Genomic DNA, 26090 nt, shown 5'->3' with positions numbered 1-26090 from the left:
TGACAGCATGGACCTGCTGGGCGCGCTGGAGTCGCTGCGGCGACCGCTGGATCGGGAGCTGTTCCCGCTGGCCGTCGGCGAGGCGGAGGCCGACAGGCGCACGCTGCGCGAGCTGACCGGTCAGCTCGACGACTACCTGCTGCCCAGGCTGCGGGCGCTGGACGCGCCGCTGCTGGCCGTCGTCGGCGGTTCGACGGGGGCGGGCAAGTCCACCCTGGTCAACTCGCTGGTCGGGGCCGACGTGGCCGAGCCCGGCGTGCTGCGGCCCACCACCCTGGTGCCCACCCTCGTGGTCAGCCCCGCCGACCGCGCCTGGTTCCTGGGCCAGAACGTGCTGCCGGGCCTGTCCCGCGCCACCGGCGGCGGCCCCGGCGCGCTACGCGTGGTGGACTCACCGGCGCTGGGCGCGGGGCTCGCCCTGCTCGACGCGCCCGACATCGACTCCGTGGTGACCGCCAACCGGGAACTGGCCGCGCAACTGCTGGCCGCCGCCGATCTGTGGCTGTTCGTCACGACCGCCGCCCGTTATGCCGACGAGGTGCCATGGGGCTTCCTGCGCTCGGCCCGCGAACGCAGCACCGCGCTGGCCGTCGTCCTCGACCGTGCTCCGCCCGAGGCCGTCGAGCCCGTCTCGCGCGACCTGGCCAGGCTGCTCGCCGAGAACGGCCTCGAAGGCACCCGCCTGTTCACCGTGCCCGAGGCCGCGCTGCCCGACGAGAAGGCCCGCCTGCCTGTTGCTTATGTCGAGCCCATCGCCACGTGGCTGACCGGGCTGGCCTCCGACGCCGCCGAGCGGTCGCGCGTCGTCCGCCAGACGCTCTCGGGGGCGCTCGACAGCCTGGCCGTCAGGGTGCCGTCGCTGGCCGGCGCCGTCGAACGCCAGCAGGCCGCGTTCGACGGGCTGCGCTCGATCGTGGCGGGCGCGTACGCGGGCGGGATGGCCGACTTCGACGAGGGCATGCGCGACGGCTCGCTGCTGCGCGGCGAGGTGCTGGCGCGCTGGCAGGACTTCATCGGCACCGGCGACCTCATGCGTTCCCTGGAGAGCCGCGTCGGATGGCTGCGTGACCGCATCGTCGGGTTCTTCACCGGGCGCGTGCCGGAGGTGCAGCTTCGGGACGCCTTGGAGAGCGGGGTCGAGGCGCTGATCAGGGGCGCCGCCGACGGGGCCGCCGAGCGTGCGCTGGAGGGCTGGTCGGCCGCGCCCGGCGGGCCCGGGCTGCTCGACCGGCTGGGCGCCGTCGAGTCCGCCCGCCTCGGCCGGGCCTCTGCCGACCTGGGCAAACGGGCCGAGGCTGCGGTGCGGGGGTGGCAGGAATACGTGCTCGACCTCGTACGTGAGGAGGGAGCCGAACGGCGCACCGCCGCCAGGGTGGCCTCCTTCGGGGTGAACGGGGCCGGGCTGCTGCTCATGCTGGCCGTCTTCGCGTCCACCGGCGGGCTGACCGGGATCGAGGTGGGGATCGCGGGCGGGACCAGCGTGCTGTCGCAGAAGCTCTTGGAGGCGGTCTTCGGTGACCAGGCCGTACGGACGCTGACGGCGCGGGCTCGGGAGGATCTGCGGGAACGGGTGCGGGGGTTGATGGAGGAGGAGTCCGGGCGGTTCCTGACCCAGTTGGAGAGTGTGGAGCCGCCCAGGGGGACGGCGGAGGGGCTGCGCGCGGCGGCTCAGCGCATCCGCGACCACCGCGCCGAACTGCCTGCTGCGGGTGCGGATCCGACGGCCGAACTGCCCGCACCGCACCCGGACGCTCTTGGAACGGACCCGTCCGGAACGGAGCCGCCCACCGTGCCCGGGTCGGACGTCCTGGGGCCTGATACGCGGGGGGAGAGGTCGTGAAGTTGCTGCGGCGGAAGGAGGGGCCGTCGCTCGATTCCCGGCTGGCCGCGTTGCGGGAGGCCGCCGCGCTGGCGGAGGGGCGGCTGCCCGAGCAGGTCGTGTCCGGCGCGCGAGCCGTCGCCGACCGGGCCGGCGTACGACGTGAGCTGTCCATCGACCACACCGTGGCCGCGCTGGCCGGTGCCACGGGCAGCGGCAAGTCCTCGCTCTACAACGCGCTGGCAGGACAGGACCTGGCCGACGTGGGCGTCACCAGACCCACGACCTCGACCGCCCAGGCAGCGCTGTGGGACGGCGACGGCGCGGGCCCACTGCTCGACTGGCTGGACGTACCGAAACGCCACGCGGCCGGCACCGACGCCGGGGCCGATCTGGACGGGTTGGTGCTGCTCGATCTGCCCGACCACGACTCCATCCGCCTGTCGCACCGGCTGGAGGTGGATCGCCTGGTGGAGCAGGTCGATCTGCTGATCTGGGTGGTGGACCCGCAGAAGTATGCCGACGCCGCGCTGCACGAGCGCTACCTGCGCCCGCTGGCCGGGCATCGGGACGTGATGCTGGTCGTGCTCAACCAGGTGGATCGCCTGCCCGCCCAGGCCGTGGAGCGATGCCTGGCCGACCTGCGCCGCCTGCTGGACGAGGACGGGCTGGCGGGCGTCCCCGTCCTCGCCGTCTCGGCCCGTACGGGGCAGGGCTTGCGGGAGTTGCGCTCGCTGCTGCGGGAGCGGGTCGCGGAACGCGCGTCCTGGTCGGCCCGCCTGTCCGCCGACATCACCTCCGCTGCCGACCACCTCGCCTCGGCCGACGGGCAGGACGAGCCTGTGGTCTCCGCCAAACGGATGCAGGGCGCGGAACGGGCGCTCACCGGCGCACTCAGCACGGCGGCCGGGGTGCCGCTGGTGGTAGAGGCCGTCGCCAAGGGGCACCGGCACCGGGCCGTGGTCGCCACCGGATGGCCGCTCACCAGGTGGATCAGGAGACTGCGACCCGACCCACTGCGCAGACTGCGCATCGGCGGCATCCCGCGCGACCGGCTGGACAGAAAGTACGACGGGCAGGACTGGAAGCTCGACCGGCAGGACAGGAAGCTCGGGCGGCAGGACAGGGTGCACGACCGGCAGGACAAGGGACGCGGGCGGCTGGACAGGGAGTCTGGGCGGCAGGGCAGGGAGATCGTCGGGCGTACCTCCGTACCGGCGGCTTCGGCCGTGCAGCGGGCGCAGGTCGAGACCGCGATCAGGGACGTCGGCGAGGTGGCCGCGGCCGGGCTGCCGGGGGCGTGGGCGGCGTCGGTGCGGGAGGCGGGCAGGTCGCGCTCCGGCGAGCTGACGGACGCGGTGGACCGGGCGGTGGCCACGACCTCGGCGGGAGCCACGAGGCGGCCCAGGTGGTGGCGGGCCGTGAACGTACTGCAATGGCTGGTGTTCGCGACCATGCTGGCCGGCGTTCTGTGGCTGGGCGGGCTGTTCGCGATGGACTACCTGCGTCTGCCCCAGCCGCCGCTGCCGACCTTGGGCGTGGTGCCGTGGCCGACGGCGCTGCTGGTGGGCGGGGCGCTGGCGGGCGTCGTGATCGCCCTGCTGTCGCGGCTGGCGGCCTGGGCGGGCGGTCGGCGCCGGGCCCGCCGTACTGCCAAGGCCCTACGCGCGGCCATCGGCCAGGTCGGGCGGGAGTACGTGCTGGAGCCTGTGGAGACGGAGCTGGCGGCGTACGACCGCTTCGTGGAGGCCGTGGGCCTGGCCCGCGGAAAGACGTGAGGGCACTCAACGGCGTCTGAGGAGCTGGTCAGGGTCAGGGCCGCCCCGGTGAGGGCGTTCGTGGGCGTCTGAGGAGCGCCAGGGCCAGGGCGGCTCCGGCGAGGGCGAAGATGGCGGCGGTCAGGAAGGGGGCCGCGGGGCCGAACCGGTCACCTGCCACTCCGGCGACCGCCGCGCCGGCCGCGCCGCCCGTGCCGATGGCCGTCGAGACCCAGCCGAACGCCTCCGCCTGTGCGTGCGGCGCGTACTCGTCCACCAGCAGGGAGGACGTCGTCAGCGCCGGAGTCAACGCCAGCCCGGCGAGAAACAGAGCCGCCCAGAACACCGCCATCCACCACAGCGACTCCGATGACGGCGACTCAGGAGCGAGCGACGCCGATGCAAGCGGCCCAGGGATGGGCGGTCCGGAGGTGGATGGCGTTGATAAGGACGGGCCGGAGAAGGAGGGCAAGGCGTCGAAAAGGGCCAAGGGGGTCAGCGGGAGGCCGAGGGCGAGCATCAGGGCGGCGAGGCGCGCCGGGATCCCCGAGCGCCACCGACGGGAGCCGTAGGCGATGGCGCCCGCGATGCCGCCTACGGACAGCGCCGCCACCAGGGGTCCGGTCGCGGCGGGTACCTCGCGGGCGGTGGCCAGGGCGGGCACCCCCACCTGCACCGCTCCGATGAAACCGCCCAGCAGCAGCACCACCGGTAGCAGGACGAACATCCGGCGGTCGGCGAACACCCGCCCCCGGCCTCGCGACCCGGCATAAGAGCCGGAGCGCAGTGCCAGGGAGAAGGCCAGCGTGCCCGCCCCGGCCGCCGCCGCGACCGTGCCCAGGGCCAGTGAGGCCGAGGCCACCGCGATCAGCAGGCCGAACAGCAGCGGCCCGGTCAGCATGGCCAGCTCCTGGACCAGGAAGACGAGGCTGTAGGCGGCGGTACGACCCTCGGCGGGCGTTCTGCGGCCCCATTCGAGCCGCATGCTGACGGAGATCGGCGGCAGCGCGACCCCGATGATCCAGGCCAGCGCCACCATCGGCCACTGCGGCCGGTCGGGCTGGGCGTAGCCGACCAGTGCGAGCAGCGCCGCCACGTGCAGGAGGGCCGTGGTGGCCAGCACCGGCCTGGGACCGTGGCGGTCCATGAGACGTCCGAGCACCGGCCGGCCCATGCCCGCCCCGAGGGAGAACGCCGCCGCCGTCAGGCCGGCGAGGGCGAGGGAGCCGGTCGCCCGCTGCGAGACGAGCACCAGGCCGACCGGCGCCACCTGCTGCGTGAGCTGCGCCAGGAACCCGAGCACGGCCTGCGCCGCCACCCCGGGCAGGCCGAGCAGCCTCCGATGGGGAAGACCGCCCGGCCCGTCGCTGGTCATGGCCGCAGGCTACCTCCGAAGATCGCAGGATCGGGCCCCCGGTAATGGCCGGAGGTTGCCTTCGAAGGTCACGCGTTCGGGTGGCGGGTCGTGGCCGGAGGCTGCCTCCGAAGGTCACGCGATCGGGCAGCTCCTTGGCCAGCGGCTTGCGGGTGCGGTGCGGGTCATCCAGGTGCGGGGGGAGTGTTTCAGCCCGTTCCGAGGGATCCGGCCACGTCGCGGAGGGCCGCGAGGAGCGGGCGCAGGAGGGGATGGGCGTCGGAGCCCCGTCGTACGGCGGCGAAGACGCGGCGTTCAGGACCCGGTGTGTGCCGCACCACGACCCCGGGCAGCGCCATGTCACGCAACGCCAGCCGTGGCACCAGCGCCACCCCGGCACCCGCCCCGACCAGGGCGACCACGGCGCGGAAGTCGTCGGAGCAGTGGACCAGGTCGGGCGTGAAACCGGCCTGCTGGCAGGCGAACGTGATCACGTCGTGCACCGGATTGCCCGGATAGGGGCCGATCCAGGTCTCGGTGGCCAGCGAGACGAGGGTCGCCGAGTCGGCCAGCGGATGCTCGCGGGGGAGCACCAGGTCGAACGGCTCGGCGTACAGGGGATGGCGGGACAGGCGGCGGTCGGCGGCATCGGGGGCGCCGCGGTATTCGACCGCGATGGTCAGATCGGCGCGCTCGTCCAGCAGCATGAGCAGACCGTGGTCGCCCTCCGCGTCGTGGACACGGACGCGCACGCCGGGCGCGGTGGTGCGCAGCGCGGCGATGGCGGGGGAGAGCACGGCGCTGATCGCGGTGGCGAAGCAGGCCACGGTCACCTCGCCCGCGGCGCCGGTCGTGTACGCGGCCACCTCGGCCTCGGCGCGTTCGAGCTGGGCCAGGACCTCGTTGGCGTGCGCCACCATGATCTTGCCCACCGCCGTGAGATGCACGCCGCGCCCGTCACGGGTGAGCAGCCGGTGGCCCACCTCGTGCTCCAGCGCGGCGAGCTGCTGGGACACGGCGGAGGGCGTCAGATGCAGCGCAGCGGCGGCGGCGGTGACCGTGCCGTGGTCGGCCACCGCGCGCAGCGTGCGCAGTCGCCGCGTGTCTATCACGCAGCGAGGATACTCAGCCCCGTGCTTGGACGAACGCCTGGAGCGCCCCCTCGACGTCCGCCTCGGAGTGTGCGGCCGACAGTTGCACCCTGATCCTGGCCTGGCCGTGCGGTACGACCGGATACGAGAAGCCGATCACGTAGATGCCCAGGTCGAGCAGGCGTTCGGCCATGGCCCCGGCCTCGGCGGCGTCGCCGATCATGACCGGCACGATCGGGTGGTCGCCGGGCAGGATGTCGAAGCCGGCCTCGGTCATCCCGGCGCGGAAGCGGGCGGTGTTGGCCCGCAGGCGCTCCCTGGCCTCGCTGGAGGTCTCCAGCAGGTCGAGGATGCGCAGCGACGCGGAGGCGATGACGGGGGCCAGCGAGTTGGAGAACAGGTAGGGGCGCGAGCGCTGGCGCAGCAGCTCGCAGATCTCCTTGCGGGCGGCGACGTAGCCGCCGCTGGCCCCGCCCAGCGCCTTGCCCAGCGTGCCGGTGATGATGTCGATCCGGTCGGTGACGCCGTGCAGCTCGGGCGTGCCGCGGCCGGTCGGGCCGACGAAGCCGACGGCGTGGGAGTCGTCGACCATGACCATGGCGTCGTACTGGTCGGCCAGGTCGCAGATCTCCCGCAACGGCGCCAGATATCCGTCCATGGAGAACACGCCGTCGGTCACGATCAGCCGCCGCCGCGCCTCCGACGCCTCCTTCAGCCTGGCCTCCAGCTCGGCCATGTCGCGGTTGGCGTACCGGAACCGCTGGGCCTTGGACAGGCGGATGCCGTCGATGATGCTGGCGTGGTTGAGCGCGTCGGAGATGACCGCGTCCTGGGAGTCGAGCAGGGTCTCGAACACGCCGCCGTTGGCGTCGAAGCAGGAGCTGTAGAGGACGGTGTCCTCCATGCCGAGGAAGTCCGACAGGCGCGACTCCAGCTCCTTGTGCACCTCCTGGGTGCCGCAGATGAAGCGGACGGAGGCCATGCCGAAGCCCCACCGGTCGAGCGCCTGCTTGGCCGCCTCGACCACCGTCGGGTCGTCGGCCAGGCCCAGGTAGTTGTTGGCGCAGAAGTTGAGCACCTCGCGGCCGGCCACGCTCACCTGGGAGCTCTGCGGGGTGGAGATGACGCGCTCGGGCTTGAGCAGCCCGGCCTCGGTGATCTCGTCGAGCGTCGTACGCAGCTGCTGGCGCACGTTCGTGAACATCAGGCGCTCCTGTTCGTGGTGGCTCCGGCCGGCTTGGCGCCGGTTTCCCCCGAGCTGGACGCGTCGCTCCAGTCGAGGATGACCTTGCCCGTCCTGCCGCCGGCCGCCGTGTCGAAGGCGGCGTCGAAGTCCTGGTACGAGAACCGGTCGGTGATCACGGGGGAGAGGTCGAGGCCCTTCTCCAGCAGGACGGACATGTTGTACCAGGTCTCGTACATCTCGCGGCCGTAGACCCCCTTGATGGTGAGCATGGAGGTGACCACGGTCGACCAGTCGACGGCGAACTCCTCGGCCGGCAGCCCCAGCATGGCGATCTTCCCGCCGTGGGTCATGCTGGCGATCATGTCGCGTACGGCCGTCGGGTTGCCGGACATCTCCAGCCCCACGTCGAAGCCCTCGCGCAGGTGGAGCCGGCGCATGCCGTCGGCGATCGAGGACCTGGAGACGTTGACGGCCAGGGAGACGCCGAGCTTGCCGGCCAGGTCGAGCCGTTCGTCGCTGACGTCGGTGATCATCACGTTGCGCGCGCCGACGTGGGTGGCCACGGCCGCCGCCATCAGGCCGATCGGGCCCGCGCCGGTGATCAGCACGTCCTCGCCGACCAGCGGGAACGACAGCGCGGTGTGCACGGCGTTGCCGAACGGGTCGAAGATGGCGGCGATGTCGGGGTGGACGGGCACGCGGTGCACCCAGACGTTGGAGGCGGGCAGCGTGACGTATTCGGCGAAGGCGCCGTTCCTGTTGACGCCGAGCCCGATCGTGTTGCGGCACAGGTGCCGGCGGCCGGCCATGCAGTTGCGGCACTTGCCGCACACGAGGTGGCCCTCGCCGCTGACGAGGTCGCCGACGGAGACGTCCTCGACGCCCGGTGCCACCTCGACCACGTGCCCGGAGAACTCGTGCCCGACGACGAGCGGCAGCTCCAGCGTGTGCCGGGCCCAGTCGTCGAACTTGCGGATGTGCAGGTCGGTGCCGCAGATGCCGGTGCGCAGCACCCGGATCTTCACCTCGCCGGGACCCAGCTCGGGCTCCGGCACGTCGACCAGCCACAACCCGGGTTCGGCCCGCTCCTTGACCAGCGCTTTCATGGCCTCACTTCCCCCTTAAGAACCTAACGCACCATGCCCGCAGGACCCGGGACGTGTCCATCGAGGAGTTCTTAAGTGCCCCCACAGCTCCGCTTCACGCGGCAGGCGACCGCGCCTCCGCGCGGCGGGAGAACCAGGCGGGAAGGCGGCGGGAAAACGTTCCGGCGGGTCCTGAGGGATCAGGACCCGCCGGAAACAGCCAGAGATGTCAGCGCTCGGCCTCCGTCGGCTCCCGGTCCAGGCCGGGGAACGGCGACGGCTCCTCGTTCTTCTGCGTGAGCTGCCGCGGCCCGTTAGGGCTCTCCGCCTCCTGGGCGTCGGCGACCGCCTCGGCCGCCGCCTCGGAGGCCCTGGCCACCTCCTCGTCCGCCGCGGACGTCTCGGGCATCTCGTCCCGCGTGGCCGCCGAGCGCGGCAGCGCCTCGGTGAACGCCTTCGAGACGCCCTGCAGCGCGGAGGTGACCTCGCTGGGGATCACCCAGAACGTGTTGCCGTCGCCCTGCGCGAGCTGCGGCAGCACCTGGAGGTACTGGTAGGCGAGCAGCTTCGGGTCGGGATCGTTGCGGTGGACCGCCTGGAAGACCTGGTCGATGGCCCGTGACTGGCCCTCGGCCTCCAGGATGGCGGCCGTGCGCTGGCCCTCGGCGCGCAGGATGCGGCTCTGCTTGTCACCTTCGGCGGTGAGGATCTGCGACTGCCGCTGGCCTTCGGCGTTCAGGATGGCCGCTCGCTTGTCACGCTCGGCCCTCATCTGCTTCTCCATGGCGTCTTTGATGGTCTTCGGGGGGTCGATGGCCTTGATCTCGACGCGGTTGACGCGCAGCCCCCACTTGCCGGTGGCCTCGTCGAGGACGCCGCGCAGCTGGCTGTTGATGGTGTCGCGGGAGGTCAGCGTCTTCTCCAGGTCCATGGAGCCCACCACGTTGCGCAGCGTGGTGACGGTCAGCTGCTCGACACCGGTGATGTAGTTGGCGATCTCGTACGCCGCCGCCCGCGGGTCGGTGACCTGGAAGTAGAGGACGGTGTCGATCTCGACGACCAGGTTGTCCTCGGTGATGACCGGCTGGGGACGGAAGGAGACGACCTGCTCACGCAGATCCATCATGGAGTGGACACGGTCGATGTAGGGGATGACGAAGTTGAGGCCCGGCTTGAGCGTGCGGTGGTAGCGGCCGAGGCGCTCGACGTTGCGGGCACGGGCCTGCGGCACGATCCGTACGGCCTTCAGCAGGGTCATGACGGCGAAAAGTATGACGAACAGTCCGACCAGCAACAGCGGATCCATGGGTCACTCCCGGGGATATACGAGGGCGGTAGCGCCCTCGATCTCGATGACGTCGACGGTCGCCCCTGTGGGGATCACGAGGGTCTCGTCGTAGGCGCGCGCCGACCATTCCTCTCCCCCGATGCGCACGCGGCCGTCGCGGCCCGTCACTTCCGCCACGACGTAAGCGGGTTTGCCCACAAGTGCTTCGACGCCGAACCGCTGCAGCTGCGGCTGTTTGATGTGGCGCATCGCGATCGGCCGCAACACCAGCAGCCCGGCCGCCGAGGAGGCGGCGAAGAAGATCAGTTGCAGGGGGACGGGCAATCCGATGGCCGCGGTCGCGGCGGTCAGCAGGGCCGCGGCCCCCAGGAGGCCGAGCGAGGCCGTCAGCGTGAATATCTCGGCCACGCCCAGGACGACTGCGAGGATTACCCAGATGATCCATTCATCCATATCCGGCCCTCCTATAAGGGATAACGGGCCTGAGCTCGCCAGAGGTTCCCCCCTCCTCTACCGTAATGCCGTTTTCAACGCTTCGGCACCCCGCCGGCCGCGGGCCTTGTTTGCGTCAGCGCGCTGCCCAGCCGCCATTTCTCCCACGGCAGTTGCCAGAAACCCCATCCGTTGTTCCATTCGAGCGGCCGGTCGGTGCCGGTGATGATGACGGGGTCGCCGCGCACTGACGAGGCGTAGAACCAGGCCGCCTGGTCGGGCCGGGAATTGATGCAGCCGTGGCTGACGTTGGCCCGCCCCTGGGCCCACACGTTGTCCTTGGCGTGCACGTATTCGCCGCTGTTGGAAATGCGCACCGCGTGGTCGATCATCATGTCGTAATAGCCGGGGTCGCCTTTCTCCCGGCCGGGGGAGACCATGCGGACCGGGTTTCCCTTGTCCATGGTCAGGTGGACGCCGCTGGTCGTGGTGTATTCGTGGGTGGTGGCCATGCCGGCGCTGATGGCCATGCGCTGCACGATCTGCCCGTCGCGGGTGACGGTCATCTGGTGGGACTTCGCGTCGATCAGGCTGGTCTGCCGGCGTCCGACGGTGAAGGTGAAGGTGGAGTCGGCGGCGCCGAAGAGCCCGTCGCCCGCGCGCACGCCGGCCAGGTGGGCGCTGACCGTGACCCGCTGCCTGGGCGGCCAGAACCGCCGGGTGCGGTAGACCACCTGCGTGTCGCTGATCCACCGCCAGGCGCCTTCGACCGGCGTCGGCGTGGTGACCTCCAGCGCGCGCTCGACGGCCGCGCGGTCCTCGACGGGCGTGTCGAAGTCGATCACGATCGGCATGCCGGCGCCGACGGTCTCGCCTGGCAGCGGCGCGGTCGCGGCCACCTGGAACGTCCTGACGGCGGCGCGGGTGCGGACCCGGCCCATGGCCACGGTGGCGGGCGCCCCTTCGCGCCCGGCGGTGGCGGTGATCGTGTATTCGGTGGCGGGCCTGAGCGTCCAGTCGGTACGCCATGTCGTACGCGACTCGTCGAGCCGCCCCGGCACCGGCTCGCCACCCTGGTAGACCAGGACCTGGCTGAGCGTGCCGCCCTCGGCCCTGACGAGTAGGCCCCGGTCGGGCCGCGCGTGCTTGCTGCCGAACGGCGGCCACACCCGCACGACGGGAGGCGCCGACGGGGTCGCGGCCGTGACAGAGCTACAACCGCTGCAAACCAGGACGAAGGCGACACAGAACATCACGGCGCGGCGCATGTGACTCCTGCTTTCCGAGGGAAGGGGAGGTCCCAGGGTAGCGGTGAGTCATCCAGCAAGCACGTCGAGTCACCTATCCGACGGTTCCCGACACCTCGCCCAATGTCAGGTCACCGGCGGTGGCGCGGATGACGACCGTGTCGCCGTCCTCCAGGAAGGCGCGGGTCTCGCCGCCCGCCAGCTTCACCGGCTCGGTCCCGTTCCAGGTCAGCTCCATGAGCGAGCCGCGCTCGCCCGGCTCGGAGCCGGAGATCGTGCCGCTCGCGAACAGGTCTCCCGTACGCAGCGAGGCCCCGTTCACCGTCAGGTGGGCGAGCATCTGGTCCGGCGTCCAGTACATGGCCGCGTACGGGGGCCGCGCGACCACCTCCCCGTTGAGCAGCACCTCCACCGAGATGTCCAGCCCCCAGTCCGCCCGCCTGCGCAGGTAGGCGGCCGGCGCGGGGTCCTGGGCCGGGCCGGGAACGCGCGGCAGCGCCTCCAGCGGCGTGATCCACGGCGAGATCGAGGTGGCGAACGACTTGCCGAGGAACGGCCCCAGCGGCACGTACTCGAACGCCTGGATGTCGCGCGCGCTCCAGTCGTTGAGCAGCGTCACCCCGAACACGTGGTCCTCGAACGCCCCCGCAGGCGACCCCATGGCGGACGGCACGCCCACCACGAACCCCAGCTCGGCCTCGATGTCGAGCTTCTGACTCGGCCCGAAGGAGCCAGGCCCGAGTTGCCCGTGCGGGCGCCTGACCGGCGTGCCCGACACCACGACCGTGCCCGCCCTGCCGTGGTAGCCGACGGGCAGGTGGCGCCAGTTCGGCTGCAGCGGCTCCGAGCCGGGGCGCAGGATCCGGCCGATGTTGCTCGCGTGATCGAGTGAGCAGTAGAAGTCGACGTAGTCGGCCACCTCGAACGGCAGGTGCAGGCTCACCTGGTCGAGCGGGATCAGGTGCCGCTCGGTGATCGGCAGGTCGCCGGTGAGCTTGTTCCTGATCAGGGTCCTGGTGTCGTGCCAGGCCGCCCGGCCCCGCGCCATGAACGGGTTGAGCGAGGGCGCGGCGAAGACCTCGTCGTGCAGCGCGGGGGCCAGGTCGAGCACCCTGTCGCCGTAGCGCACGCCGACCCTGGGGCGCTGCCCTGGGCGGGAGAAGACGCCGTAGGGCAGGTTGTCCACTCCCCAGCTCATGAGTCCTCCTCGACCAGTCCGAGCGCGCGCAGGTCGTCCAGGGGTGCGGTGGTGTTGCACGAGCCGTAGCTCACCAGCAGCCGCCTGGCCCGCCCGGCCGTCTCCTCCCGGACGGACGCGCACAGCCGGACGAGGTTGCCGACGTCGGTGGTGCGCAGGACGGGCGCGGGATCGCGGCCCTCGACGGCCTCGCAGACGGCCAGCAGCAGGTTGAGGAAGCCGTGCCGGTCCACGCCGAGCGAGGGGTCGAAGTGGCGTACGGCGTGGTGCAGCCCGGCCGAGGCCTTGAACGGGACGCCGTTCTCGGCGCAGGACCTGATGAACTGCCCGAGGTGTTCCACCGGCGGGAACTCCTCGCCCGTCGCGCCGCCGCAGCGCACCTTCAGCCCGGCGCCCTCGGGCACCTCCATGGACGTCTTGCGCGCGGGCACCTCGGCCCAGAGCCGCACGCCGTCCGGCAGGTCCAGCCGCGCGGCCAGTTCCTCGACCGACATGTCGGGTGGCAGCTTCGTCTCGACGTAGTCCACGGGCAGGTCGCTGAAGTCGGGCAGCTCGTCCATGTCGCAGATCAGCCCGATGCGCCGCGGCCGGTAGTCCATGCCGCGCAGCCGGTCGAGCCGGCTGGCCGGGCAGAGGAAGCGATGCGTGAGCACGTGGTGGCCCTGCTCCAGGTCGCGCTGGTTGCGGGTCAGGGCCTCGTCCATGTGCAGGGACGTCGGCGGGAACAGGCCCGCGTCGTCCACCAGAGCGGCGAAGAGCGTCATGACCGCGCCCACGTCCACGCGTAGCCGGCGTCCTCGCAGGCCAGCGCGCTGCTGCCGAGGTCGAGCGGGCGGAACGTGTCGACCATGACGGCCACCTCGCTCGTCGTCGTGACGCCGCGCGCGACCGCCTCGATCACCGCCTCCACCGCCCCCGGCTGCGGCCCGTGCGTGAACCCGGCCGGATGCAGCGAGATCGAGCCGACGCCGATGCCGGAGCCCTGGCGGGCCGAGTAGTCGCCGCCCACGTAGAACATGAACTCGTCGGAGTCGACGTTGTGATGGTTGTACGGGATCGGAACGGCCTCCGGATGGTAGTCGAGCGGCCGGGGGCAGAAGGAGCACACCACGAACCCGGGCCCCTCGAACGTCTGGTGCACCGGCGGCGGCGCGTGCGTGCGCTTCACGATCGGTTCGAAGTCGTCGATGTTGAACGCGAACGGATAGAGGTAGCCGTCCCAGCCCACCACGTCGAACGGATGGTGACGGTAGACGAGCCTGGTCAGGCCGCCGCGCGTGCGGACCAGGACCGGCACCTCCTCGCCCTCGGCCGTGAACGGCTCGGCCGGCGCCCGCAGGTCGCGCTCGCAGTAGGGGGCGTGCTCCAGGAACTGCCCGTGCTGCGACAGGTAGCGCTTGGGCGGCCTGATGTGCCCGGCCGCCTCGATGGCCAGCACGTTGACGGTCCCGTCGGGCACCCACCGGTGGATGGTGCCGGTCGGGACGACGACGTAGTCGCCCTCACCGGCCTCGATCACGCCGTAGGTGGACTCGAAGCGCACCCGCCCGCGCTGGACGTAGACGCATTCGTCGCCCATGGAGTTGCGGTAGAGCTCGCTCGGCCGATCGCTCGTGGCGTACGACAACCGGACGTCGGCGTTGCCCGCCAGCGGCATGCGGCCGGAGACCAGGTCGCCGGCGCTGGAGAGCTCCTGGGTGCGGAAGTGGCGGGGGGAGAGCGGCAGGTTGGGCTCCAGGCGGGTCTCCCCGGCAGGGGTCACCGCTTCGGCCTTGACGATCGCCGTGGGCAGGTGCCGGTGGTAGAGCAGCGAGGAGTCGGAGGAGAAGCCCTCCTCGCCCATCAGCTCCTCGGCGTAGAGACCGCCGTCCGGCCGTCTGAACTGCACGTGCCGCTTGCGCGGCACCTCTCCCACGACCCGGTAGTACGGCATCCGGCCCCTCCACATCTGTCCGGTTATCGGACGGAAGTGTCCTCTATATGTGAGCCACCGTCCGCCATCCGCCAGGAGATGTCAACCCAGCACGGCGGCCAGCTCGGCGGCGGCGGCCACCACCGCCGGGCCCGTGGACTCCTCCAGCGGCCCGAACGTCACCACCCCCACCGACGCCTCCAGCCACGGCAGCCCGGTGACCGGCGCGGCGACGCCACGCGCACCCTCCTGCAACTGCCCCTCCGTGGCGAAGTAATCGTGCCTGCCCTCGCGCAGGGCCAGGATCGCCCGCCCCGCCGCGCCTCTGGCCAGCGGATGGCGCGAGCCCTCCCGGTAGGCCACGTGCATGTCGGTCCACGACGGCTCCACCACCGCCACGGCCAGCCCGTCGTCGCCCTCGGCCACGGTCAGGTGCGCGGTCGCCCCCACCCGCTCGGCCAGCCGCCGCAGCGTCGGCACCGCCGCCGCCCGCAGCAGCGGCTGCACGGCCTGGGCCAGTGCCAGCACGCCGAAACCGAGGTGCACCCGGCCCTCGGCGTCCCTGCGGACGAAGCCGGCGGCGAGCAGCGTCGTCAGCAGCCGGTACACGACGGGCCGGCTCAGCGACAGCTCGGCGCTCAGCTCCGTCGGTGTGCGGCCGCCCTTGCCGTCGGCGAGCAGGCGGAGCAGGCGGAGCCCGCGTTCGAGGGTCTGAGCGGATTCGGCGGCCATGCGACCGATTATGGAGTGACGCCGCGCGGTTAGGGGGGTACGTATGGGCGTAGAACCGCCGGGGGGTGACGATGCGGCATTGGTGGGTACTCCTGCTGGCCGGAGTGGCAATATGTGCCTTTTCTCCGGCCATGTCGTCCATCACCACGCCCATGGCGTACCAGACGCCGCTCGCGCGGGCCGAGCGCAGTCTGGTCGAGGACACCTTCTACTTCACCCAGGGCATCGAGGTGCGGCAGCAGTTGCTGCCGATCGCCAAGGGCATCACCTTCCGCGCCGGCTACCTCGCGGTCGGGGTCAGGGTCGATGCCGGCGGCCGCCTCTCCGGCAGGCCGCAGCGTCCAGGCACGTTCGTCGCGCCGGTCCAGCTCTGCTCGGGCCGGTCGTGCCAGGCGCAGGAGCTGACGCTCGTGGTGCTGGCCAACGAGCCGTGGGAGCCGCGCGAGCTGACCTTCCCCGGCAAGGTGGGCACGCCGCTCGGCGGCGAGATCGGCATCGACGGCGGGCCGTCCGGCGTGGTGCCCACCTTCACGGTGACCGACGTCGAGAAGGTGCCGGGCGGCGTGAGCATCGGCCCCGACGGCCACGTGGGCGGCGTCCCGGTGGCGGCGGGCATCAGCGAGGTGCCGGTACGGATCTGCGTGGCGGGCAACTGCGCGGGCGTCGTCGTCCGCCTCATCATCGTGTGACCGCCGGTAGTGCCTGCCCCACCTGAACCGGGGGGACGGCGGGCATGATCCGGACCAGGTCCCCGGCGGAGACTTGTCCCATGAAGCACCCCATGACCACCGTCACCGAAGCCCCCGCAACCGACACTGCGCCCGAGACCAAGACCGCGCCGCCACCTGTCGTGTACGCCGCCGCCATACTCTGGCTCTCGGCGGTCGCGTTCGGCGCGTTCGAGGCCGCGCTGATGATCGGCGGGCGGCTGTACGAGGGCGCGGCGGTGGCGGAGCTGCTGCCGGAGGCCGGGTTCCGGCTGGCCGTGTTCGCCGGGGCGATCTTCCTGGCGCTGCGGCTGAAGGCGGGGGCGAACTGGGCCCGCTGGGCACTGGCTGGCACGCTCGGCGTGTTCGGCACGCTCTCGCTGGTGATCGAGCCCGTGCAGTGGCTGCTGGACGGCGGCTCTATCGCCGCGGCTGTGGCTGGGGCCGACGCGATGGGCTGGATCTTCGCGACGAGCAGGATCCTGCACGTCCTGGCCGTGCTGGGGGCGCTGACCCTGATGTTCCAGCCCAGGGCCGGCGCCTACTTCAGGTCGGCCTGAGCGGGTGCTCCTGGCTGGGGCGCGCGCAGGTTCCGCACCCCAGGGGAGAGCAGCGCGGCCAGCGTGGACACCACGACGATGACGGCGCAGCCGAGCAGCGCCTCCTCGGTGCCGAACAGCGTCGCGGCCGGCCCGGCCAGCAGCAGCCCGATCGGGCCGAACATCATCGAGCCCAGCACGTCGTACGAGCTGACCCGCGACAGCGCCTCCGCCGGGATCTCCCGCTGCATCGTGGTCTGCCACAGCACGCCGAACACGTCGAAGCAGACACCGAGCACGAACGCCCCGCCGACGATCGCCCAGAGCGGCGCGTCCACCCCGAGCAGCACGTACGGGATCGCGGCCGGCAGGCAGAGCAGCACCGCCACCAGGATCGGCCGGCGCGGCCGCACCCGCAGCGACACCAGCACGCCGACGATCGTGCCGACGGCCTCGCCGGTCAGGAACGCCGACCAGGCCGCGGGGCCGCCCAGGCTCTCCTTCGCCATCAGCGGCCCGAGCACGCCGTGCCCGGCCTGGATGGCCATGACCATCACCGAGAACTGCGCGACCACCACCCAGATCCACTGCCGCGAGCTGAACTCGCGCCAGCCGTCACGCAGGTCGGCCAGCACGGAGTGGGACTCGGCGCGGGGCTGCTCGCCCGGCTGGAGCCGCAGCAGCGCGATCAGCACGCCCGCCACCGCGAACAACGCGCCGCTGATCATCAGCGCCCAGCCGCCGCCGAACAGCACCACCGTGGCGCCGCCCAGCACCGCGCCGGCCACCCGTGAGGCGTTCGCGCCCAGGCCGAGCAGCGCGTTGCCGGTCTGCAGCCGGTCGCGCGGGACGACCTCGGGGATGATCCCGGTCAGCGCGGGGAACGTGACCGCCGTGGCCACACCCGTGATCGCCGCCGCCGTGGCCAGCGCGGGCAGCGGGGTCCAGCCGGTGAGCAGCATCACGGCCAGCGCGAAGAAGCCCGCCGCCATGATGAACTCGCCGGCCGTCATCACCCGCTGGCGCGGCAGCCGATCCGCGATCACACCGCCGACCAGCATGAACGCGATCATTGGCACCGCCTCGGCGGTGAGCACCACGGACAGGGTCGAGGCGGTGGCTCCGGGCAGGTCGAGGATGCCGAAGGCGAGCGCCACCGGGGCGAAGGCCGACCCGAGTACGGAGATCGTCCGCGCCGTCAGCAGCAGGGCGAACCGCCGGTCCCGGAGCAGTCCGAGATCGCCGATAATGTCATGCATCTGCGCAAACCCCCTGAAAGTGGCCAAACTCCGCCATCTTGCCGCATAGTCCGGCCCTTTGTCGTGCGCATATTTATTGTCACCCGGGCAACAAGACCGATCGCGGAATGTGCGCGGGGTTTCGCAAGAATCGAACCTGCATCTCCCGTAATTTGCTAGGTCCCTGCTGACGGCGAGGGGACCAGGCATGCGCGAGATGCTGATCGCTCAGGTGGCCCGGTGGGCCCGCGAGATCCCGCAGGCGCCCGCGTACACGTTCATCGACCACCTGGGACAGGAGGGCCGGCGCGAGACGCTCGGCTGGGGTCGGGTGGACCTGCGGGCGAGGGCGCTGGCGGTGCGCCTGCGTGAGCTGGCCGGGCCGGGCGACCGGGCGGCCGTGCTCGCGCCGCAGGGGCTGGACTACGTGGTCGCGATGCTGGGCACGATGTACGCCAGGCTCGTCGCGGTGCCGCTGTTCGCCCCCGGGCTGCCGGGGCACGCCGAACGGCTGGCCGGGGCGTACGCCGACGCCGATCCCGCCGTCGTGCTGACCACCACGGCCGCGCTGCCCGCCGTCACCGGCTTCCTGGCCACCGCCCAGACGCCCAAGCACGTGCTCGCCGTGGACACCGTCTCCGACCTGCTGGCCGACGAGTGGGACCAGGAGCCGCCCGGCCCCGACGATCTCGCCTACCTGCAGTACACCTCGGGCTCCACCCGCGCGCCGACCGGCGTCGAGATCACCCACGCCAACCTCACCGCCAACGCCGCCCAGCTCTGGGAGGTCTTCCGGGCCGAGCCCAGGACCTCGGTGGCGGCGCTGTGGCTGCCGCTCTTCCACGACATGGGGCTGGTCGCCACGGTCGCGATGCCGATGGTGGGCGGCAACCGGGCGGTGTTCATGGACCCGGTGGCGTTCGTCATGCGGCCGGTGCGCTGGCTGCGGCTGCTGTCGGAGTTCGGCGACGTGTTCACCGGCGGGCCCAACTTCGCCTACGAGTACACCGCCGCCCGCGTCACAGCCCGGGAGAAGGAAGGGCTGGACCTGTCCGGGGTGCGGGTCATGCTGAACGGGGCCGAGCCGGTGCGGCCCGGCGCGATCGAGGCGTTCGACGCCGCGTTCGGCGGCTGCGGGCTGCGGCCGGAGGCGCACACGCCCGCGTACGGGCTGGCCGAGGCGACCGTCTTCGTCACCGCGACCGGGCGGGACGAGCGGCCGGTCGTGACCGCCTTCGACCGCGACGCCCTACGGCACGGACACGCGAAGCCCCTGGCCGAGCGGGGTGCCGGCAGCCCGCTCGTCTCCTGTGGACGGCCGCACGGCCAGCAGGTGCGCGTGGTCGGCCCCGACCGGCGGGAACGTTCTGCCGGGGAGGTGGGCGAGGTCTGGGTGCAGGGCCCGAACGTGGCCCGCGCCTACTGGCGCGACCCCGGCCGCAGCGCGGAGGTGTTCGGCGCGGTGCTGGAGGGCGCGGACGGCACCTGGCTGCGCACCGGCGACCTCGGCGTGCTGCACGACGGCCGGCTCTACCTCACCGGCCGGGTCAAGGACCTGATCATCGTGGACGGGCGCAACCACTACCCGCAGGACATCGAGGCGACCACGCAGGAGGCGCACCCGGCGGTGCGCCGCGACCGGGTGGCCGCCTTCGCCCTGCCCGCCGAGGACCTGGGAGAGACCGCCGAGCGGCTGGTGGCGGGCGAGGGGCCGCTGCAGGCGGACGGGTGGCACGCGCCGGCGGGTGAGCGGCTCGTGGTGGTGGCCGAGCGGTCGCGGCACGCGCCGGCCGCCGACCCCGTGGAGGTGGCGCGGGCCGTACGTGCCGCCGTCCAGGAGCAGCACGGGCTGGCCGTGCACGACTTCGTGCTGACCGGGCCCGGCGGAGTGCCGCGGACGTCCAGCGGGAAGGTCGCCCGCCGGTCGTGCCTGCGGGCCTACCTGGAGGGCGCGCTTGTTTGAGTCGGCGGGCCACTTCGTCTACCGGGGCCGCTGGACGCTGCTCGCGCTCACCCTGGCGCTGACCGTGCTCGTCGTGCCGCTGGGGCTGGAGCTGTTCGGGCGGATGGCGGACGGCGGGTTCGAGGACCCGCGCGCCGACTCCACCACCTCCGCCCGCTGGAACGACGACTGGTACGGCGGCCACGCCCCCAACGTGGTGGTCCTCTACCGGCACCCCACCGTCAAGGTCCGCGACCCCCGGTACAAGCGGGCGGTGCACGACTCGCTGCGGGCGCTGCCCGGCCGGCACGTGCGCGCGATGGTCACGTACTGGACGAGCCGGTCGAAGAAGATGGTCTCCGAGGACGGGCACGCCACGTACGCGGTGATCACCCTAAAGGGCGACGAGCAGCGCGCCTACGCCGCCGTCGCCGCCCGGCTCAGGGACGTCGACAACCTGCGCGTCTCCGTCGGCGGCGCGGTGCCGCTGCTGAAGGAGCTCAACGACCAGACCGCCGCCGACCTCGCCCGCGCCGAGGCCATCTCCATGCCGGTGCTGCTGGTGCTGCTCGTGGTCGTGTTCGGCAGCCTGGTGGCGGCCGGGCTGCCGCTGGTCGTGGGGCTGCTCGCGGTGCTCGGCGCCCTGGTGCTGCTCCGGCTGCTCACCGAGGTCACCGAGGTCTCCGTCTTCTCGCTGAACGTCGTCACCATGCTCGGGCTCGGCCTGGCCGTCGACTACTCGCTGTTCGTGCTCAAGGCGTTCAGGGAGGCCGTCGCGGACGGCGCGAGCACCGAGCAGGCCGTCGTGCGCACGATGGCCACGGCCGGGCGCACCGTCGCGTTCTCCGGGCTGACGGTGGCCACGGCGCTGCTCGGGCTGCTGGTGTTCCCGCAGATGTTCCTGCGTTCGATCGGGCTCGGGGCGGCGGCCGTGGTGCTGGTCGCGATGGCGGCGGCGCTGGTCGTGCTGCCGGCCCTGCTGGGCGTGCTCGGGCCACGGGTGAACGCGCTGCGCCTGACCCCCGACCTCGGCAGGCGCGAGGGCGGGCTGTGGCACGCCGTGGCGTCGAGCGTGATGCGGCGGCCGGTGGTCTACCTGGTGGCGGTGAGCGTTGTGCTGGTCGCGCTGGCGCTGCCGTTCCTGCACGTCAGGTTCGGGAACGTGGACCATCGCGTGCTGCCCGCCGGCTCCGAGGGACGCCGGGTCGCCGAGACCCTCGACCGGGACTTCGCCAGGAACGCGATGGCGCCGATCGACGTGCACGTCCTGGTCGAACGCACCTTCACCGGCGAGCCCGCCCTGCCGGGGCCGCTCGGGCAGGGGCACACGCCGATCAGCGCCGTCACGCCGGTCAGCCCCGTGGACGCGCGGCCCCTCGCCGCCCGGTTGAAGCGGCTGCCGCACGTCACGGCGGTCGAGGTGGCCGGGATGTCGCAGGCGAACGGCGCGGTGCGGCTGGCCGTACGGCACGACCTGGATCCCATGTCGGAGGAGGCCAGGGCCCTCGTCCGGACGATCAGGGCCTTGTCGCCTGAGCCGAACACCCGGCGGGTGGTGGTCGGCGGCGCCACGGCGGCGCAACTCGACCTCCAGGACAGCCTGCTGGCCCGGCTGCCGTGGATGGCGCTGGTGGTCGGGTCGGTCACGATGGTGCTGCTGTTCGCCGCGTTCGGGTCGCTGGTGCTGCCGGTCAAGGCGCTGCTGATGAACGTGCTGTCCATCGGGGCCTCGTTCGGGGTGATCGTGTGGGCCTTCCAGGACGGGAACCTGGCCTCGGCGCTCGGGTTCACCGCCACCGGGTCCATCGAGGCGACCGTGACCGTGCTCATCCTGGCCGTGGTGTTCGGGCTGTCGATGGACTACGAGCTGTTCCTGCTGTCCCGGGTGCGGGCCGAGTGGCTGCGTACCGGGGACAACACGGCAGCCGTGGCGGCCGGGCTGCAGCAGACCGGCGGCGTCATCACCAGCGCGGCGCTGCTGCTGCTCGTCGTGATCGGGGCCTTCTCCACCGCCGGGATCACGATCGTGAAGCTGCTCGGGGTGGGCATGTTCGTGGCCATCGTGGTGGACGCCACCCTGGTCAGGGCGCTGCTCGTGCCCGCGTCGATGCGGCTGCTCGGCGGGGCGAACTGGTGGTTGCCGCGGTCGTGGCGCCGCTTCCACCGGCGGGTCGAGCTCCGCGAGCCCACCCCGCCACCCGCACCCCCGAAACCCGCGCGCCCACCCATGCGTCGGCCCGCACGTCCGCCGGCCCCGCCCGCGATCGAGTCCGCGCCCGCGTCCCGGCCCGCGCGTCCGCCGACTGTGCCGTCGGCCGGGGTGACGGTGAACGGGCGGCCGGCCGTGTTCGGGGCGGACACCGATCCCGTGCCGCTGCCCGCCGAGCCCGACCGTCCCGGATGGGTGCGGATCAGGGCGAGCCCGGCACGCGTGGTACGGGCCGATCCGCACGGCGGATGGACGTGGGCGGAGGTCGACGAGTGAGCCTGACCGCGACCCTGGCCCAGCGGCGCGCCTGGCCGCTGTTCCTCGTCACCGGCCTGGCCGGGTTCATGACCACGCTGGACAACACGGTCGTCACCGTCGCGCTCCCCAGCATCCAGCGCGACCTCGGCGCCCGCCTGAGCGCCCTGGAATGGGTGGCCACCGGCTACATCCTCACCTTCGCCGGCCTCATGCTCGCCGGCGGCCGGCTGGCCGACGTGCACGGGCACCGGCGGGTGCTGCTGGCGGGGCTGGGCGTCTTCACGGCCGCCTCGCTCGGGGCGGGGCTGGCCGGATCCGTGCCGGTCCTGGTCGCCGCCCGCCTGGTCCAGGGGGCGGGGGCCGCGCTGATCCTGCCCGCGACGCTGGCCGTACTGGCCGGGCGGGAGGAGCGGGAGCGGTCGATGGGGGTGGCCGTCTGGATGGCCTCGGGAGCGGCGGCGCTGGCGCTCGGGCCGGTCGCGGGCGGCTACCTGAGTCAGCACGCGCACTGGAGCTGGGTGTTCCTGGTCAACGTGCCGATGGGCGTGGCGATTATGGGGCTGGCCGCGATAGCTGTTCCCGCCGGTGGTCCCGCCGCTACTGCGAGTCGTGCGGGCGGGCGAGATCTGGATCTGCCGGGGGTGGCGGCGTCGGTGGCGTTCCTGGCGGCGGGGACGTTCGCGCTGACCCACGGCGGCGAGTACGGGTGGTCGTCGCCGGTCGTGGTGGCGGCGCTGGTCGTGTGCGCGATCGGGGGGATCGCGTTCGTGCTCGCCGAGCGGCGGGCCCGCGCGCCGATGGTGGATCAGGGCCTGTTCAAGGTGCGCAGTTTCGCGGGCGGGGTGGTCGCGCAGGTGCTGTGGGGGCTCGGCGTGAACGGCGTCTTCTTCTACACGGCGATCTTCCTGCAAGGGGTGCTCGGGTTCACCCCGACGGCGTCGGGGCTGGCGTTCGTGCCGCTGGCGCTGCTGGTGGTGCTGGTCACGCCGCTGGCGCCGGCGGTGGAGCGGCGGCTGGGCGCCGGACGGACGGTGGCCGCCGGGCTGGTGCTGGTGGCCGGGGGGATGGCTTTGGCGGCGATGCTGGAGGCGGGGGACGGGTGGGGGCGGCTGCTGCCCGCCGTGTGCGCGATCGGGGTGGGGTCGGCGCTGACCATGCCGCTGGGGTCGGCGGTGCTGGGGGCCGTGCCGGAGTCGAGGGCGGGCGTGGCCGGCGGCATCTTCTCGGTGAGTCGTGAAATTTCGGGGCTTTTCGGGATCGCTGTGGTCGGCGTCGTCGTGCACGCCGCCGGCGACTTCGCCCTCGGCTACGCGACCGGTCTCCTGGTCGCCGCCGCCCTGGTCCTGACCGGCGCCCTGGTCAGCCTGGCGACCCTCCCGTGAGCCGGAGCGCCGGCCGGCCTGGCCGGGGGGCTGGCGAGGAATGGGCGGGACCAGGGTGAGGTGGGCCGGGCGTGGCGGGGGACAGGTGACGGTGCTCGGGATCGGGTCGAGGGGGGACGTGCAGCCCTGTGCGGCGCTGGCCGAGGGGCTGGCCGGGCGTGGGTACGGCGTCACGCTGGTGGCCGCCCGGCGGTACGCGGCGCTGGCCGGGCCGGGGGTGACGTTCGCGCCGCTGAGCGTGGACCCCCTCGCCGTGGCCGGGAGCGAGGAGGGGCAGCGCTGGCTGGCGAGCGGGCCGCTGGGGTTCGTCCGCGGGTTCAGGACCGTGGTGGAGCCCCTGGCCGCCACGCTGGTCGGCGAGGTGGACGCCGCCTGCGCCGGCGCGGACCTGGTGCTCGCCCCCGCCCTGGGCGCACTCGGCCGGCACCTGTACGACCGCTACGGCACCCCGTACCGGCTCCTGCACTTCCAGCCCGGCGAGCCGACCCGCGCCTTCCCCAACCCGCTGATCCCCATGACGACCCTGGGCCCACCGGCGAACCGGGCCAGCTACGCCCTGGTCGAGCGGCTCGGCTGGCTGGTGCTGGCACGCATGGTGAACCGGCTGCGGTCCCGGGTGCTGGGGCTGGGGCCGCTGCGCGGGAGCCCGTTCGCGGCCGATCGGCGGGCGCGGGTGCCGGTGTTGTGCGGGTTCAGCCCGCTGGTGGTGCCCAGGCCCGCGGACTGGCCGGCGCACGTGCACGTGACCGGCTACTGGCGCCTCCCCTCCGGCCGGAGCGCCGCCCGTCCAGAGCATGCGGAAGATCTCAGCGGGCTCAGGGACTTCCTGGCGGCGGGGCCGCGGCCCGTGTTCGTCGGGTTCGGCAGCATGGTGCCGTCCGAGCCCGAACGGGTGGCCGCCGAGGTGGTCGCCGCCCTGCGCCGGGCGCGGGTGCGCGGCGTCGTGCAGGGGCTGCCCGTGCCGCCGGACGACGACGTACGGGTGGTGGGCGAGGTGGCGCACGATCTGTTGTTCGCCGAAATGGCGGCAGTTGTTCATCATGGCGGCGCGGGAACCACGGGAACGGCGCTGACGGCGGGGATTCCGAATGTCGTGTGTTCCTATTTCTCCGACCAGCCGTTCTGGGGCCGCCGGGTGGCGGCGCTGGACGCAGGGCCGCCGCCGTTGCCGATCAGGGCGCTGAGCAGCGACGTTCTGGCCGCGCGGCTGCGTTCAGTACCGAAATATCAAGAAAAAGCAGCGCAACTGGGGCGGCTACTCCGCGTCGAGGACGGCGTGAAGAATGCGGTGGATCTCATTGAACGTTGTTGATCGTGCGGATAGTGTGCATATGCCCACGATCACCCCCTGGAAGTAAGGTGCCATGAGACGGCGGCTACGGCAGGTCTTCATCATCGGACTCACCCTCTCGCTCCTCGGCATCGGCGTTCCCGCGTGGTCGGAGGACGACGACAGGAGCTGCAACGACCTCATGGCGGCCGACACCCCGGCCTACGTCGTCTGCACCTGGATGGCCACTCCTGAAGAGGCCCTGGAGATCGCCCACTTCTGGCTCGACAACGACGGTGAGAACCTGAAGGGCGCCGGCCCGCAGGACCCGATCACGATCGACTGCAGCGCTCCGGGCAACGAGTGCCCGACCGAGGGTATGGAGGGCGACGGCGAGGCCCACGAGGTCGGCGACCCCGACGTGCCCGGCGCCGAGGACGGTGGCACGCCCGAGTGCCAGAACGGCGAGCAGTGCTTCGTCGACCCCAACGGCCTCAGCGCCGCCGAGAGGGAGTCGGCTCTGGAGACGCCGGCCGGCAAGGCCGCGAAGACCGCGAAGACGGTCGCGCCGGCGGGCATGCGGATCTGGATCGAGACCGAGCTGGCCGACGACTACAAGGCCGGCAAGCTCGACGAGGCCGCCAGGAAGGTCGCCGCGCTGGCCGTCGCGCAGCCGGGCGTCGTGGGGGTCAGGTTCACCTCCCAGCTCGGCTACAACCAGACGTTCGCCACCGCCGACGAGCTGGACACGTTCGTCGCCGAGGCCACGGCCGCGCTGCGCACGCTGCTGCCGGGCAAGAAGCTGAGCGCGCACACGGTGGTGCCGGTGCTCGGCTGCGGCTCGAACGACGCCTGCAAGGCCGAGCTGACCAAGAAGTACCCGCTGCTCGACCCCGAGCGCATCGGCGCCTGGCTGAGCAAGGGCTCCATCGACCAGCTCGCCCTGGACAACGGCCACCTGGCCACCGAGTACGCCACCTGGAAGATCGACGCCGCCGAGGCCCAGCGCAACCAGTGGATCCAGGTCCGGGCCCGCGCCTGGGACGCCTACGCTCAGATCGCCGCCGAGGACGCCGCCTTCACCGCCGGGCAGCTCACCGAGGAGCAGGCGACCAAGACCATCACCGAGCGGATCGCCGCCCCGCTGCAGGACGACGCGGCCGAGACGGTCACCCTGTGGAGCCGCTGGCAGAACGACCAGGGCCAGGTCAACCGGGTGTACGGCGAGAAGTGGGCCGCCACCCCCACCTGGGACCAGCTCAAGAAGCTCGGCTCGATCCGCGCCCGCCTGGCCACCGTCTACGACCCGGCCAACCCCGAGGTGGACCTGGCCACCGACCTGAAGAACCTCTCGGAGGTCTTCGGCCAGGTGTACCTGCACGCCGCCTGATCCGACCTACGGCAAGGGGCCGGGAACCGCTCGAAGAGCGGCGCCCGGCCCCTT

General features: G+C 72.5%; 21 protein-coding genes. 9 read left to right on the top strand and 12 right to left on the bottom strand.

All coding sequences use genetic code 11. The features are described from left to right. The first annotated feature begins 7 nt into the window (after positions 1-7). Complete coding sequence (locus tag AB0C27_RS35475) at positions 8-1840, top strand: GTPase domain-containing protein (protein WP_357853299.1); 1833 nt, start codon at positions 8-10, stop codon at positions 1838-1840. Further along, positions 1837-3597, top strand: a complete 1761-nt coding sequence (locus AB0C27_RS35470; RefSeq protein ID WP_357853296.1) for a GTPase — start codon at positions 1837-1839, stop codon at positions 3595-3597. The genes AB0C27_RS35475 and AB0C27_RS35470 overlap by 4 nt, the downstream gene beginning before the upstream one ends. A 34-nt stretch (positions 3598-3631) precedes the next feature. Here the strand turns inward: AB0C27_RS35470 and AB0C27_RS35465 are convergent, their stop codons facing one another. The 11 genes from AB0C27_RS35465 to AB0C27_RS35415 all read right to left on the bottom strand — a co-directional run bounded on the left by AB0C27_RS35465 (position 3632) and on the right by AB0C27_RS35415 (position 15101). After that, a complete protein-coding gene (locus AB0C27_RS35465; protein ID WP_357853293.1) occupies positions 3632-4951 on the bottom strand; it encodes an MFS transporter in 1320 nt (439 codons plus the stop codon). 188 nt (positions 4952-5139) lie between these two features. Further along, positions 5140-6042, bottom strand: coding sequence for a LysR family transcriptional regulator (locus AB0C27_RS35460; RefSeq protein WP_357853290.1), 903 nt, complete (start codon positions 6040-6042; stop codon positions 5140-5142). 13 nt (positions 6043-6055) lie between these two features. Continuing rightward, positions 6056-7225 carry a glycine C-acetyltransferase gene (locus AB0C27_RS35455; protein ID WP_357853288.1) on the bottom strand — a complete coding sequence of 390 codons (1170 nt, stop codon included), beginning with the start codon at positions 7223-7225 and terminating at the stop codon, positions 6056-6058. Beyond that, positions 7225-8313, bottom strand: coding sequence for an L-threonine 3-dehydrogenase (gene tdh / locus AB0C27_RS35450; RefSeq protein WP_357853286.1), 1089 nt, complete (start codon positions 8311-8313; stop codon positions 7225-7227). Before tdh ends, AB0C27_RS35455 begins: the two co-directional genes overlap by 1 nt. Positions 8314-8521: 208 nt before the next feature. Then, complete coding sequence (locus AB0C27_RS35445) at positions 8522-9598, bottom strand: SPFH domain-containing protein (RefSeq protein WP_357853283.1); 1077 nt, start codon at positions 9596-9598, stop codon at positions 8522-8524. A 3-nt stretch (positions 9599-9601) separates the two neighbouring features. Further along, positions 9602-10033, bottom strand: coding sequence for an NfeD family protein (locus AB0C27_RS35440; RefSeq protein ID WP_357853281.1), 432 nt, complete (start codon positions 10031-10033; stop codon positions 9602-9604). A 74-nt stretch (positions 10034-10107) separates the two neighbouring features. Beyond that, entirely contained in the window at positions 10108-11181 is a 1074-nt protein-coding gene (locus tag AB0C27_RS35435) for an Ig-like domain-containing protein (protein WP_357853278.1), read from the bottom strand. Positions 11182-11353: 172 nt separating this feature from the next. Continuing rightward, positions 11354-12457, bottom strand: coding sequence for a fumarylacetoacetase (fahA, locus tag AB0C27_RS35430; protein ID WP_357853275.1), 1104 nt, complete (start codon positions 12455-12457; stop codon positions 11354-11356). After that, complete coding sequence (locus AB0C27_RS35425; RefSeq protein ID WP_357853272.1) at positions 12454-13239, bottom strand: hypothetical protein; 786 nt, start codon at positions 13237-13239, stop codon at positions 12454-12456. The genes fahA and AB0C27_RS35425 overlap by 4 nt, the downstream gene beginning before the upstream one ends. Continuing rightward, positions 13218-14390 (bottom strand): homogentisate 1,2-dioxygenase domain-containing protein, encoded by a 1173-nt coding sequence (locus tag AB0C27_RS35420; RefSeq protein ID WP_357853270.1) that lies wholly within the window; start codon positions 14388-14390, stop codon positions 13218-13220. The genes AB0C27_RS35425 and AB0C27_RS35420 overlap by 22 nt, the downstream gene beginning before the upstream one ends. A gap of 81 nt (positions 14391-14471) precedes the next feature. Next, the gene (locus AB0C27_RS35415; RefSeq protein ID WP_357853267.1) at positions 14472-15101 is read right to left on the bottom strand and encodes a helix-turn-helix domain-containing protein; all 630 of its coding nucleotides are present in this window, start codon (positions 15099-15101) and stop codon (positions 14472-14474) included. 131 nt (positions 15102-15232) lie between these two features. Here AB0C27_RS35415 and AB0C27_RS35410 point away from each other — a divergent pair, with 131 nt between their 5' ends. Together AB0C27_RS35410 and AB0C27_RS35405 are read left to right on the top strand one after the other, a co-directional pair. Next, positions 15233-15790 carry a hypothetical protein gene (locus tag AB0C27_RS35410; protein ID WP_357853264.1) on the top strand — a complete coding sequence of 186 codons (558 nt, stop codon included), beginning with the start codon at positions 15233-15235 and terminating at the stop codon, positions 15788-15790. Between the two features lie 80 nt (positions 15791-15870). Then, positions 15871-16368 carry a hypothetical protein gene (locus AB0C27_RS35405; RefSeq protein ID WP_357853261.1) on the top strand — a complete coding sequence of 166 codons (498 nt, stop codon included), beginning with the start codon at positions 15871-15873 and terminating at the stop codon, positions 16366-16368. Here AB0C27_RS35405 and AB0C27_RS35400 read toward each other — a convergent pair. Continuing rightward, on the bottom strand, positions 16350-17606 hold the full coding sequence (locus AB0C27_RS35400; protein WP_357853258.1) for an MFS transporter: 1257 nt from the start codon (positions 17604-17606) through the stop codon (positions 16350-16352). The two genes, AB0C27_RS35405 and AB0C27_RS35400, sit on opposite strands and share 19 nt — an antisense overlap. Before the next feature lie 187 nt (positions 17607-17793). Here AB0C27_RS35400 and AB0C27_RS35395 point away from each other — a divergent pair, with 187 nt between their 5' ends. From AB0C27_RS35395 to AB0C27_RS35375, 5 genes are read left to right on the top strand one after another with little or no spacing between them, the layout of a single operon-like run. Then, positions 17794-19548 carry a fatty acyl-AMP ligase gene (locus AB0C27_RS35395; protein WP_357853255.1) on the top strand — a complete coding sequence of 585 codons (1755 nt, stop codon included), beginning with the start codon at positions 17794-17796 and terminating at the stop codon, positions 19546-19548. Beyond that, complete coding sequence (locus tag AB0C27_RS35390) at positions 19541-22012, top strand: MMPL family transporter (protein ID WP_357853252.1); 2472 nt, start codon at positions 19541-19543, stop codon at positions 22010-22012. The genes AB0C27_RS35395 and AB0C27_RS35390 overlap by 8 nt, the downstream gene beginning before the upstream one ends. Next, positions 22009-23376, top strand: a complete 1368-nt coding sequence (locus AB0C27_RS35385) for an MFS transporter (protein ID WP_357853250.1) — start codon at positions 22009-22011, stop codon at positions 23374-23376. The genes AB0C27_RS35390 and AB0C27_RS35385 overlap by 4 nt, the downstream gene beginning before the upstream one ends. A gap of 40 nt (positions 23377-23416) precedes the next feature. Continuing rightward, complete coding sequence (locus AB0C27_RS35380) at positions 23417-24688, top strand: glycosyltransferase (protein WP_357853249.1); 1272 nt, start codon at positions 23417-23419, stop codon at positions 24686-24688. 52 nt (positions 24689-24740) lie between these two features. After that, positions 24741-26036, top strand: a complete 1296-nt coding sequence (locus tag AB0C27_RS35375) for a hypothetical protein (protein ID WP_357853246.1) — start codon at positions 24741-24743, stop codon at positions 26034-26036. The last annotated feature ends 54 nt before the right edge of the window (positions 26037-26090 follow it).

It is taken from the genome of Nonomuraea sp. NPDC048882, from assembly GCF_040649755.1.
Classification (GTDB): domain Bacteria; phylum Actinomycetota; class Actinomycetes; order Streptosporangiales; family Streptosporangiaceae; genus Nonomuraea; species Nonomuraea maheshkhaliensis.
This window is presented reverse-complemented; position numbering and strand designations above follow the sequence as displayed.

What these genes read in the sequence shown, in the direction of transcription:
- AB0C27_RS35475 (WP_357853299.1), top strand. Translation starts at nt 8, where the DNA reads ATGGACCTGCTGGGCGCGCTGGAGTCGCTGCGGCGACCGCTGGATCGG.
- AB0C27_RS35465 (WP_357853293.1), bottom strand. Translation starts at nt 4,951, where the DNA reads ATGACCAGCGACGGGCCGGGCGGTCTTCCCCATCGGAGGCTGCTCGGC.
- AB0C27_RS35455 (WP_357853288.1), bottom strand. Translation starts at nt 7,225, where the DNA reads ATGTTCACGAACGTGCGCCAGCAGCTGCGTACGACGCTCGACGAGATC.
- tdh (WP_357853286.1), bottom strand. Translation starts at nt 8,313, where the DNA reads ATGAAAGCGCTGGTCAAGGAGCGGGCCGAACCCGGGTTGTGGCTGGTC.
- AB0C27_RS35445 (WP_357853283.1), bottom strand. Translation starts at nt 9,598, where the DNA reads ATGGATCCGCTGTTGCTGGTCGGACTGTTCGTCATACTTTTCGCCGTC.
- AB0C27_RS35440 (WP_357853281.1), bottom strand. Translation starts at nt 10,033, where the DNA reads ATGGATGAATGGATCATCTGGGTAATCCTCGCAGTCGTCCTGGGCGTG.
- fahA (WP_357853275.1), bottom strand. Translation starts at nt 12,457, where the DNA reads ATGAGCTGGGGAGTGGACAACCTGCCCTACGGCGTCTTCTCCCGCCCA.
- AB0C27_RS35420 (WP_357853270.1), bottom strand. Translation starts at nt 14,390, where the DNA reads ATGCCGTACTACCGGGTCGTGGGAGAGGTGCCGCGCAAGCGGCACGTG.
- AB0C27_RS35415 (WP_357853267.1), bottom strand. Translation starts at nt 15,101, where the DNA reads ATGGCCGCCGAATCCGCTCAGACCCTCGAACGCGGGCTCCGCCTGCTC.
- AB0C27_RS35410 (WP_357853264.1), top strand. Translation starts at nt 15,233, where the DNA reads ATGTCGTCCATCACCACGCCCATGGCGTACCAGACGCCGCTCGCGCGG.
- AB0C27_RS35405 (WP_357853261.1), top strand. Translation starts at nt 15,871, where the DNA reads ATGAAGCACCCCATGACCACCGTCACCGAAGCCCCCGCAACCGACACT.
- AB0C27_RS35400 (WP_357853258.1), bottom strand. Translation starts at nt 17,606, where the DNA reads ATGCATGACATTATCGGCGATCTCGGACTGCTCCGGGACCGGCGGTTC.
- AB0C27_RS35395 (WP_357853255.1), top strand. Translation starts at nt 17,794, where the DNA reads ATGCGCGAGATGCTGATCGCTCAGGTGGCCCGGTGGGCCCGCGAGATC.
- AB0C27_RS35380 (WP_357853249.1), top strand. Translation starts at nt 23,417, where the DNA reads ATGGGCGGGACCAGGGTGAGGTGGGCCGGGCGTGGCGGGGGACAGGTG.
- AB0C27_RS35375 (WP_357853246.1), top strand. Translation starts at nt 24,741, where the DNA reads ATGAGACGGCGGCTACGGCAGGTCTTCATCATCGGACTCACCCTCTCG.